Annotated in this window: 9 protein-coding genes; 4 read left to right on the top strand and 5 right to left on the bottom strand. The window is 65.2% G+C overall.

The features are described 5' to 3' along the window. Positions 1-6: 6 nt before the first annotated feature. Entirely contained in the window at positions 7-1,527 is a 1,521-nt protein-coding gene (locus tag ACIPG5_RS14220) for a DUF2235 domain-containing protein (RefSeq protein WP_401375785.1), read from the top strand. Between the two features lie 5 nt (positions 1,528-1,532). Here ACIPG5_RS14220 and ACIPG5_RS14215 read toward each other — a convergent pair whose 3' ends face one another. The 3 genes from ACIPG5_RS14215 to ACIPG5_RS14205 all read right to left on the bottom strand — a co-directional run bounded on the left by ACIPG5_RS14215 (position 1,533) and on the right by ACIPG5_RS14205 (position 4,960). After that, positions 1,533-2,303: an N-acetylmuramidase domain-containing protein gene (locus ACIPG5_RS14215; RefSeq protein WP_286914575.1), complete on the bottom strand. Its 771-nt coding sequence runs from the start codon at positions 2,301-2,303 to the stop codon at positions 1,533-1,535. 147 nt (positions 2,304-2,450) lie between these two features. Beyond that, on the bottom strand, positions 2,451-4,052 hold the full coding sequence (locus ACIPG5_RS14210) for a GMC family oxidoreductase (RefSeq protein WP_401375782.1): 1,602 nt from the start codon (positions 4,050-4,052) through the stop codon (positions 2,451-2,453). Positions 4,053-4,069: 17 nt separating this feature from the next. Continuing rightward, positions 4,070-4,960, bottom strand: a complete 891-nt coding sequence (locus tag ACIPG5_RS14205) for a sugar phosphate isomerase/epimerase family protein (protein ID WP_401375780.1) — start codon at positions 4,958-4,960, stop codon at positions 4,070-4,072. Between the two features lie 247 nt (positions 4,961-5,207). Here ACIPG5_RS14205 and ACIPG5_RS14200 point away from each other — a divergent pair, with 247 nt between their 5' ends. Together ACIPG5_RS14200 and hisD are read left to right on the top strand one after the other, a co-directional pair. Next, on the top strand, positions 5,208-5,984 hold the full coding sequence (locus ACIPG5_RS14200; protein ID WP_401375777.1) for a helix-turn-helix domain-containing protein: 777 nt from the start codon (positions 5,208-5,210) through the stop codon (positions 5,982-5,984). A gap of 191 nt (positions 5,985-6,175) precedes the next feature. Further along, positions 6,176-7,483: a histidinol dehydrogenase gene (hisD, locus tag ACIPG5_RS14195; RefSeq protein ID WP_401375775.1), complete on the top strand. Its 1,308-nt coding sequence runs from the start codon at positions 6,176-6,178 to the stop codon at positions 7,481-7,483. 59 nt (positions 7,484-7,542) lie between these two features. On the opposite strand, the gene ACIPG5_RS14190 is transcribed toward hisD, so the two are convergent. Further along, a complete protein-coding gene (locus ACIPG5_RS14190) occupies positions 7,543-8,589 on the bottom strand; it encodes an MFS transporter (RefSeq protein ID WP_401375773.1) in 1,047 nt (348 codons plus the stop codon). 278 nt (positions 8,590-8,867) lie between these two features. Further along, entirely contained in the window at positions 8,868-9,950 is a 1,083-nt protein-coding gene (locus tag ACIPG5_RS14185; protein WP_401375771.1) for a LacI family DNA-binding transcriptional regulator, read from the bottom strand. Positions 9,951-10,415: 465 nt separating this feature from the next. On the opposite strand from ACIPG5_RS14185, the gene ACIPG5_RS14180 reads away from it, so the two are divergent. Further along, the gene (locus ACIPG5_RS14180; RefSeq protein ID WP_176516508.1) at positions 10,416-11,075 is read left to right on the top strand and encodes a ThuA domain-containing protein; all 660 of its coding nucleotides are present in this window, start codon (positions 10,416-10,418) and stop codon (positions 11,073-11,075) included. Positions 11,076-11,080 lie beyond the last annotated feature (5 nt).

Raw genomic sequence — 11,080 nt, 5'->3', positions numbered from 1 at the left:
GCGCTCATGGCCAACCTAGTGATTTGCTGCGACGGCACCTGGAACACCCCCGAGCAACTCGACAAGGGCGTGCCGGCCCCCACCAACGTGGTCAGGCTGCATAACGCCGTGGCAGACCAGGACGCCGCCGGTGTCCACCAGGAAAAGTACTACCACCCAGGCGTCGGCACCTCCGGCAAATGGTGGGACAAGGCGCTCGGCGGCGGCACAGGCTCGGGGCTCGACGACAACATCAAGAGCGCCTACCAGAAGCTGTGCTACTGCTATGAGCCGGGCATGGACATCTACCTGTTCGGCTTCAGCCGCGGTGCCTACACCGTGCGCAGCCTCAGTGGGCTGATCAACAGCTGCGGCTTGCTGAAGATTGCCGACCTGGAGGCCGCCGAGGTCTGGCAGCGCCTCGACCGGCTGATGAAACTCGGCTACCGGCGCAAGCTGGAAGACCGCGACGACTGGGACAAGCTGGGCTGGGCCTTCCATAACGCCAAGGGCGCCAGCATTGCCCTGCGCTTCATCGGCGTGTGGGATACCGTTGGCGCACTGGGCATCCCCGACGACATGGCATTGCTCAACCTGCTCGACGACCGCAACCGCTACACCTTCCACGACACTGCCTTCCACCGTTCGGTCAGAACCGGCCGGCATGCCCTGGCGATGGATGAGCGCCGTGCCTCCTTCCAGCCCACCCTGTGGACCGACGTGCCCGCCGGCTGCGATGTGCAGCAGTTGTGGTTCCCCGGTGTGCATTGCGATGTGGGCGGTGGCTATCGGGAAAGCGGGTTGGCCGATGGCGCGCTGCAATGGATGATCGAGCAAGCCGCGCAATGTGGCCTGGCGTTCAACCAGAAGACCCTCAAGCAGATTCGCCCGGACTACCACGACATGATGCACGACTCCTGCGACGGCGTTTTCGGCCTGCTGCCGACGCAGCCGCGCAGCATCCCCGACCTCAAGACGCAAACCGCGCAGTTCCATCAAACCGCCCTCGACCGCCAGGACGACCCGCCCATCACCCAGCACCCCTACCGCCAGGCCCGCCTGCTCGCGCCCTCTCCCCCGCTGGTGATCGACATCTCCGCCCGCCTGCCGTGGAATGAAACGGGCCTGTGGCTGGAGGCCGGCCGCGCCTACCACCTGCGCGCCACCGGGGAATGGCTGGACAGTTCGGTCAGCTGCGGCCCGGGGGGTACCCACGACGGCAATTTCCAGCCGGCGGAAGTCGCCCACCTGGTGGGCAGCGCGCTCGGCCAGATGGAAACCTGGTACAGCAAGCTGTTCAGGAACAACGACGCCAACTTCAACTTCACCAAGCGCCATGAACAGTTCAACTGGTTCAGCCTGATCGGGGCGATCACCAACGGCGATGGGGTGGACGCCAAAGGCTACCTGATCAAGCCGGAGGTGTTCGAGATCGGCCAAGGCTGTACCTATACGCCCAAGCGCTCGGGGTACCTGTACGCCTATGCCAACGACGCCTGGAACTGCTATGGCAACAACCGCGGGCATGTTGCCTTGTGGGTGACCTGAAAGCCCTAGGCGAAGGCTTTGGCCAGCAACCGCTCGAGGGTGTCCTGGTCCAAAAGGCCGGTTTCGGCGAGGCCTTCTTGCGCCTGGAAGCCGATCAGCGCCGAAAAGGTGCGGCGCCCGCGGATGCCATCGATCGGGCCAGGGTCCATGCCCAGGTACTGCAGCGCCGCCTGAGCGGTGCGCAGGCTGAGGTCGGGCAAGGTCACCTGGAACTTGGCATGGGCTGCGGCAAGGCGCGTGTCGTACTCGTTGCGCTTGAATTCCTCGCCGTTGTAGCCGCGGGCAAAGGACACCCAGTTGCCACGCTGCAAGGCGCCGGCCAGGTTGTTGCCCTTGATGAAGTTGGCCATGGCCTGCAGCTGCGCGTTCTCGTCCTTGACCATGCCTGCGACCAGCTTGTCGGTGGAGGTGAACCCGGCCACCTTGAAGTTGAAGCCCATCACCTGCCCAATGCCCCAGGACGCGCTCTGCAGCGCCGCGCTCTTGTCCAGCGCCATGGCCTTCTCCAGCCGTGCGTACTCGGCGGCGCCGCCAAGGTAGCCACCGGCCTTGGGCTTGCTGATGTCGTCATTGCCGCTGTCATGGGCGCCCTGGGTCAGGCGGTGAAAGACATGGCGCTCGAACAGAATCTGCGGGCGCCGGTCGGGCAAAAAGCCAAAGCCGCGTGTCTCGACCGTCAACACCGCCCACACCTGCGAATCGGGCACGCCCAGCGTGGCGCAGACTTCGTCCATGCCCTCGTCGTTCAATGGATTGCCTTTGCCCTGGAAGTTCATGTCAGCCTCCTGTCGATCAGCGTCGGAGGTGACACGTGCGCATCCATGTCCTGCGTCTCGAACCTCGCCGGCTGGGGCAAGCCAAGCGACTTCCCCCGCTACCAGTCCTTAGTCAAGAGCCAGATGTGAACAATTTCAAAGTTGTGGCTAGACGATTTCGCTATGCCGGTTGCAGCGGATCATATCGGCCAGTTTCTCGCCGATCATGATGCACACCGCGTTGGGGTTGCCCGAAACCAGGGTCGGCATGATCGAGGCATCGGCCACCCGCAGGCGTTCGACGCCGCGCACGCGCAGCTCGGGGCAGACCACCGCCTGCTCGTCAGTGCCCATGCGGCAGGTGCCCGCCGGGTGCAGCGCGGCATGGGCGATCTGCTCGCAGAAACGGGCGATCTCCTCGCGGCTCTGCACCTGCGGCGCCGGCACATGGCGCCGGGCGATGTAGGGCTTGAACACCGGTTGCTGCATGATCTGCTCGGCCACGCGAAAGCCTTCGACCAGGGCATCCAGGTCGTAGGGGTCGGCGAAGTAGTTCGGCACGATCCTCGGCGCCTGGTCCATCGTCCGGCCATCGAGTTCGACATAGCCGCGCGAGCGCGGGCGGATCTGCCCGAAGTTGATGGTGCAGCCGTTGCCGCCGGGCACTGCATCCACGCCTTCCTCGATCCCCGCGCCGACCACCATGAAGTACTGGATATCCGGCGTCTGCTCCTCCTCCTGCCCCCACCAGAACGCCCCCGCCTCGATCAGGTTGGAGGCCGCCGGGCCATTGCGGAACAGCCCGTATTGCAGGCCGGCGGCGGCTTTCCAGAGCGGCTTCTTGTACTTGTCGTAGCTGTGCGGGCCGGTCAGCTCATAGACCATCGAGATTTCGATGTGGTCCTGCAGGTTACGGCCTACCCCTGGCAGGTCCATCACCAGCGGTACGCCCTGCGCCTGCAGGTGCTCGGCAGGGCCGATGCCCGAGACCATCAGCAGCTGCGGCGTGGCGATGGCGCCTGCCGACAGGATGATCTCCTTGTTCGCGTACAGCTCGCGGCGCACGCCCTTCTCGGTGTAGACCACGCCCTTGGCGACCTTGCCGTCGAAGAGGATCTGCTCGACCTTGCACCCGGTCCGCACTGACAGGTTGCCGCGCCCCCGGGCCGGCCGCACATAGGCCGCCGCCGCGCTGCTGCGCAGGCCATTGCGCGCGGTGATCTGGTAAAGGCCGCAGCCCTCGGGCTTGCCGCTGTTGAAGTCGGCGTTGTAAGGCAGGCCCTGCGCCTGGCAGGCCTGCAGCCACACCCGCGACAGCGGATGCACATAGGGCGGGAACGACACCCCCAGCGGGCCGCCGGTGCCATGCACCTCATTGTTGAAGGTGTCGTTGTCTTCGGCCTTTTTGAAGTACGCCAGCACCTCGGCATACGACCAGCCCGTGGCGCCCATCGCCGCCCAGCCATCGTAGTCCTCAGGCACGCCGCGGATGTAGATCATCGCGTTCACCGAGCTGCCGCCGCCGAGCACCTTGGCCTGGACCATGGTCGGTGCCTCACTGCGCGCCTGGGCCTGGGTGGGCTCCCAGCGGTAGCGCTTGAGCAGGCCGCCCTGGGCGGTCTTGTAGTAGGCACCGGGGATATGGATGTATGGGCTCAGGTCACGCGGCCCTTCTTCGAGCAGCACCACCGTGGCCGTGCTGTCTTCACTCAGGCGGCCGGCCAGGGTGCACCCCGTGGAGCCGCCGCCAACCACTATGTAATCGACCATGTTGGTTTCCACCTGGCTTATCCGTTGACCAGTTCGTCGAGCAACCTGTAGTGCTCGCGGGCGATGGCGAAGCTGTCGCCCTGGTGCTGTTTGCGGCAGAACAGCTCGCAGCTCCACCAGCCCTGGTAACCGCTGGCCTTTACCGCCTGGGCCCAGGTTTTAAGGTCGAGCACGCCGGCGCCGATGGGCACATCGCGCAGCACCTCTTCATCGGGGATGCCGCCGTCGAACGGCAGCGAGTCGCACACATGCACGCCGTAGAGGTAGTCCTTGTGCAGCCGCGCGATGTCGTCCGGGGTATCGCCGCTGGTGTGGCAATGCCAGAAGTCGATCACCATCTTCAGGTTGGCGCGCTCGGCCCGGTCGATCAGCTCGGCCTGCCGGGCGACGCCAGCCATGGGCGTCCAGGCCAGGGCCTCGAGGTAGAGGGTGAGGTCGAACTGCGCCGCCAGGTCTGCCAGGGCCTGCAGGTTGCTGGCGGTGGTGCGCATCTGCGCGTGCAGGTCCTGCGCCAGCAGGCCGGCGTAGTGCCGGGGCGCACGGCCCTGGCGGTGGTCGATCACCGCTTGCACGTCGAGCGGGCCGGTCAGTACCTGCACGCCCTTGGCCCCGGCTGCGGCAGCCAGGGCAAACAGCTGCCGGGCTTCGGCCATCAACGCCGGGTACAGCGCAGCGCTGCGCTCGATATCGCGCAGGTAGCCGACACCGGGTAGCGACAGGCCGCCCAGCAGCGTGCGCAGGTCTTGCTGGGCGTGGCCTGCGTCGAGGTACTGCTGCACTTTCGCTGCCGACACTTCCAGCGCCGCAAAGCCGGCGGCCCTGGCGATGCTCACATCCAGCGCCAGCGTGCCGTGGCGCGCCACGGTGCAGTGAAAGGCCAATTCATTTACAGACTGTGTACTGGGCATCGCACCCTCCCGGACTGTGGTGGGCCGAGTATCGGGGCGTGCCTGCGGGCGCTCAATTTCGCAAGGCTGCAGCAGATGACGCACAGTGACGCATGATTTGCCTGTGGGATCGTGCATTGCCTGCGGTTTGGCGAGGCCCTGGGCGCTGCCTTGCCGCCCCCAGAAAATGCCCATAGACTGCCGCACCGCCGAAAATCACTGAACAGATGCCATGCACAACCAAGAGAATTTTCAAGAAAACCTGAAAATGCTATGCGAGCAGGTTGGCACCGTTTCCGAGCTGTGCCGGCGGGTTGGCATCAATCGCCAGCAGTTCAACAAATACCTGGCCGGCACCCACCAGCCGTCGAAATCCAACCTGCGCGCCATCGCCGGTTTCTTCGGGCTCAGCAGCGACGTGCTCTACACCAGCCCCAACGATTTTCGTTCGATGATCGAGGGCGGCCACTTCCACCTGTTCAGAAGCCTGGTGCAGTCGCCGAAGATGCTGCAGTTCATCAACGAGCGGGTGCTGGAAAGCGATGCCGACCTGGGCGACTTCACCGGCGTCTACGAGCGCTACCACTACTCCTCGATCTACAAGGGCAAGGTGGTCAGGTCGGTGTTCTGCCTCTACGAGAAGGACGGCATGCTCATGCACTACTACCTGGAGCGCTTCCCCAACCAGGATGGCAGCGGCAAGATCGACTACCACTTCAAGTACCACGGCCTGAGCTTCATCATCGCCAATCGCATCTTCTGCATCGACTTCGAAACCATCCAGCGCAACGAGATGACCTTCACCAACCTGGCCGCGGTCAGCCGCAACAGCAAGAAGTACATCTTCGGCGTGTCCAGCGGCATCGCCGCCACCATGGTGCGCCAGCCGGTGGCGGCCAAGGTGGCGATGAACTTCGTCGGCAAGGGGCTGATCAACAAGGCCCATATCAAGCGGGCCACGGTGCTGTCGCCGAACGACCCCTCGATCCCCAAGGAAGTGGTGGACTACCTGGGCGCAGGCACGGCCTCGATCGACCCGGTGTGAGCTGCCGGCAAATCGAAAGCGGTCTGGATGCCGCTTTTTTTGCGTCAGCCAAAAGCCAAACGTGCGTCACCTTGCGTCATCCGTCGCACGGGTGAGAAATTGTTCGGCCCTCCCCTCGCCTGTAGGTTTTTCCCCAGCACAGTGCTGCTGACAAACCCTATGAAACGTATGCGCCCGACCGAGGTGATGGCATGGCTGAGTGGATCAAGAAAGCGAAACCTACCGAACAACAGGTAGCTCGCAACGAGCAAGTCAAACACGATGTTTCCCGCATCCTGCTGGACATCGAACAACGCGGCGATGCCGCGGTGCGTGAGCTGTCCGTGCGCTTCGATGGCTGGGAGCGCACCGACTACCGGCTGAGCGAGGCAGAAATCAAAGCCTGCGTGGCGCGCCTGAGCGAGCGCGAATACGACGACATCCTGTTCGCCCAGGCCCAGGTGCGGCGCTTTGCCGATGCCCAGCGCCAATCGATGCTGAACGTGGAAATCGAAAGCATCCCCGGGGTCATCCTCGGCCACCGGCATATCCCGGTGAATACCGCCGGCTGCTATGTGCCGGGTGGCAAATACCCGCTGCTGGCGTCGGCGCACATGTCGATCGTCACCGCCAAATCCGCAGGCGTCAAAAACATCACCACCGCCGCCCCGCCCTTCCAGGGCAAGCCTGCGCCCTACATCGTCGCGGCCCAGGCCCTCGGCGGCGCCGATGCCATCTACAGCCTGGGCGGTATCCAGGCGGTGGCGGCCATGGCCATCGGCACCGAATCGATCAGCCCGGTGGACATCATCGTCGGCCCGGGCAACGCCTATGTGGCCGAAGCCAAGCGCCAGCTGTTCGGCCGCGTCGGCATCGACCTGTTCGCCGGCCCCACCGAAACCCTGCTGATCACCGACGACTCGGTGGACGGCGAGCTGTGCGCCACCGACCTGCTGGGCCAGGCCGAGCACGGCGTGGACTCCCCGGCGGTGATGCTGACCACCTCCCGCGCGCTGGCCCTGGACACCCTCAAGGAAATCGAGCGCCTGCTGGTCAAGCTGCCGACCGAGAAGATCGCCCGCGAAGCCTGGGACAACTTCGGCGAAATCATCCTCTGCGAGGACTACCAGGAGATGGTCCGCCTCTCGGACGAATACGCTTCCGAGCACGTGCAGATCATGACCCACGACGACGACTACTTCATGCAGCAGCTGAGCAACTACGGCGCGCTGTTCGTCGGCGCGCGCACCAACGTGTCCTATGGCGACAAGGTGATCGGCACCAACCACACCCTGCCGACCAACAAGGCGGCGCGCTACACCGGTGGCCTGTGGGTGGGCAAGTACATCAAGACCTGCACCTACCAGCGCATCCTCACCGACCAAGCCTCTGCGCAGATCGGCGAATACTGCTCGCGCCTGTGCCTGATGGAAGGCTTCGTCGGCCACGCCGAACAGGCCAACATCCGCGTGCGCCGTTACGGCAACAAGCACGTCGGCTTCGGCGAACCGGCGTTCTGACCCGGCCATGAAAAAAGCCGGCACCTGTGAAGGTGCCGGCTTTTTCATGGCGGTGTGGTTCAGCTGCCGCGCACGACCGTGGCCGCGCTGGCCATGATGAACAGCAGCAAGGCGCCGGTCAGCAGCAAGGCGATGCTCAACGTCGACAGGTGCGCCACGAAACCGATGATCGCCGGCCCCATCAGGATCCCCAGGTAGCCGATCGCATTGACCGTCGACAGCGCCTGCGCCACCGGCATCACGCGCTGTTTGCCCACCGCCGAGCAGAACACCGGCACCAGGTTGGCAGCGCCTGCGCCAACCAGAACAAAACCGGCCAGGGTCACCCACTGGCTGTCCACCAGCACCGCAACCAGCATGCCGAACAGGGCCAGGGCGCTGCCGCCGAGCAGCACCACGCGCTCGCCCAGGCGCGGCACCACCCAGTCGCCGCTGAGCCTGCCGATGGCCATGGTCACCGAGAACAGCGCGTAGCCAATGCCGGCTTGGCTGATATCGACGCCACGCACGGTGGTCAGGAACACCGCGCTCCAGTCCAGCATCGAGCCTTCGACCAGAAAGGCGATCAGGCACAACACCCCCACCAGCAGCACGAACCGGCTCGGCCGGGTGAACATCGGCGCGCCCGCGCCTTCGCCATACGCCAGCATCTGCCGGCCAAGGGCGAGCAGCAGCAACAGCACCAGCGCAACCAGCACCGCGACCGCAGGCAACGGCGAAAAGCCAACGCCCAGCAACACCGATATCAACAAGGCGCTGACGATGGTGCCGACGCTGAACAGGCCGTGAAACCCGGACATCATCGTGCGCCCCAGGCCCCGCTCGACCATCGAGCCCTGCAGGTTCATGGTCACATCGGCAGTGCCCACGCAGGCGCCGAAGCCCAGCAGAAAGATCACCAGCGCCGAAAACTGCGACACCACCGCCAGCGCCAGCAGGCAGGCCATCGCCCCGCAGACGGCGGCCACCATCGCGGCGCGGCAGCCCACCTTGCTCACCAGCCGGGCCACGAACGGCATCATCAGCATCGAGCCGCTGCCCAGGCACAGCAGCAGCAGGCCCAGCTGGCCATCGCCGATCCCGGCGCGCTCGCGGGCATAGGGCACCAGCGGCGCCCAGGCGCCCAGGCGCCCATGGCGACGCCAGACAGCAAAAAGGCGGCGCGACAGGCCGCCAGGTTCTTACGCGTGATCGCGAACGGTCGGTTGCTCAAGTCATTCATCAGGTATTCAGCCATTAACAAAAAGCCCATCCGAAGATGGGCAACTTGCGGTGAGAAAAGATTCAACAACAAGCAGGATACGTTCAGCGCTCAAGGGCGCTCAATTTCTCACCGCGGGTAAAACTGACGCAGCGTGACGCAGCCGCCCGCCCCGCGCAGCCGTCAGGCCGCCGGGGCCGCCGGGGCCGCCGTGGAGCCACGCACCACCAGGCTGGTTTCGAAAATCTTCACCCGCGGTGCCAGCGGCTCGCCGGCTTCGAGCTCTTCGAGCAGCAGCCGCGCGGCCCACTCGCCCTTGCCGATCAGCGACTGGCGAATGGTGGTGAGGTCGCGCAGGCCGGCTTCGGGGATATCGTCGAAGCCGATCACCGACAGCTGCGCCGGTACCGCCACGCCTTGCTCGCGGGCCTGGGACAGCGTGGCCAGGGCCATGACATCGGAGCTGGCGATGATCGCGCTGACGGCGCCGTCGCGCAGCAGGGTCGCCGCCGCTTCCCGGCCCAGCGCATCACTGAAGCCGCCCGCCTCGACGATCAGCAGATCCTCGAAGCCGATGCCATGGGCCTGGGCGGCATCGATGTAGGCAGCCAAGCGCTCACGGGCGATCATTTCCGTCGATGCCTTGAAGCGGGCCTTGCTCACCGGGCCCTTCTGGCCGTCCGGCAGCAGGCGCTCGACCAGCACGCCGATGCGGCGATGGCCGAGGCCGACGATGTGTTCCAGCTGGTCGATCGCCGCCTGGCGGTCGTCGATGCCGACGTAGTGCACGCCGTCAAGGCGTGGCGAGTCGATGATCACCGCCGGCAGCGTGCGCTTGGCGATGAACTGCACGATCGGGTGATCGTCCGGCAAGGTCGAGACGATCAGCCCATCGACCAGGCCGCGCACCGCCAGGTTGGCGTCGCCCGCGCCCTCGCCTTCGAGCTTCTTGCTGCGCATGGGGAACAGGGTCAGGGCGACGTTGGCCAGCTCGTTGACCTTGGCGATGCCCTTGAGCAGCGACATCGCCCAGGGGTCGTCGAAGGCATACGACAGCTGGTCCATCACCGCCAGGCCGATGGCCCCGACCCTGCCCGAGCGCAGGCTACGCCCACGCACGTTGGGCCCGGGGTAACCCAGCTGCGCCGCCACCGCCAGGATGTGCTCGCGCTGGCTCGCCGAGACCTTGCTCGAGCCACTGTAGGCATAGGAAACCGCCGGCTGGGACACCCCTGCGGCCTTGGCCACGTCCTTCATCGAAACCATCTGAACCCTGTCCTTTTTCTTGCTTGCCACAGCGGCGCGCCTTGCTGCGCCGCCACCGCGAAAGGCGCCCAGCATACCGGCTCCACCGCGCTTCAGCGAGCCACACAGCCGTGCCACGCCGCCTGGCCATTTGTCTGCCAGGGGTATTGACAAGGGCAATGCGCGTGTTAATTTGTGCCTCAGGTTATACGTATAACCGATCACCATCACCCAACAAGAAAAGAGGCCCGATCATGTCAGGCGCCCATCAGCCGAAGCCTTGCGCCCGGCACCTTCATCCCCCGCCCAAGCAACGCTGAATCACCCCGTTTCACGCCAACCGCACAGTGACTGCGGCGCTCGCCTGCAGCCTGAAAAAAGTTCCCAGCAGAACTTACAGGCGCAGTTGAAACATCGGCAGGCCAACCCTCGAAGTTGCTTCGAGCGCTGCCTGCCGCCTGAAAAACAGCAAGTGGAGAAATAACCGTGACCCGTGTTCTTTACCTGTACGGCGGCTGGCCAGGCCACTCCCCCTACGAAATCGCCGGTTGGGCGCGCGAGCTGTTCAAGGAGCTGGACTTCGACGTCGAGGAATCGACCGATATCTTCACCCTGGACCGCGACCTCAAGGGCTACGACCTGATCGTGATCGGCTGGAACAACGCCGTCACCACCGAAACCCTCACCGCCGCCCAGGAGCGGCACCTGTCCGAGGCCATCGAAAGCGGCGTCGGCCTGGTCGGCTGGCATGGCGCCGGCGCGGCCTTTCGCGCCAGCCTCAAGTACCACTTCATCCTTGGCGGCTCGTTCCTCGAACACCCGGCCGGCGAAGGCTACCCGCACCCCTACCAGGTCAACCTGATCGACCGCGGGCACCCGGTGACCGAGGGCGTCGAGGACTTCGAAGTACGCTCCGAGCAGTACTACATGCAGGTCGACCCCAACCTGCACGTGCTCGCCGAAACCACCTTCGACGGCAACCCCATGCCCTGGCTCAAGGGCCACCGCAGCCCGGTGGCCTGGGTGCGCAACTGGGGCCAGGGCCGGGTCTTCTACCACTCCATCGGCCACGACACCGGCAACCTCGCCGACCCCAACATCCGCCGCCTGACCAAACAGGGCCTGCGCTGGGCCGCACGCCACTAGATACC

This window comes from Pseudomonas sp. NPDC087029, from assembly GCF_044745345.1.
Lineage (GTDB): Bacteria > Pseudomonadota > Gammaproteobacteria > Pseudomonadales > Pseudomonadaceae > Aquipseudomonas > Aquipseudomonas faucium.
This window is presented reverse-complemented; position numbering and strand designations above follow the sequence as displayed.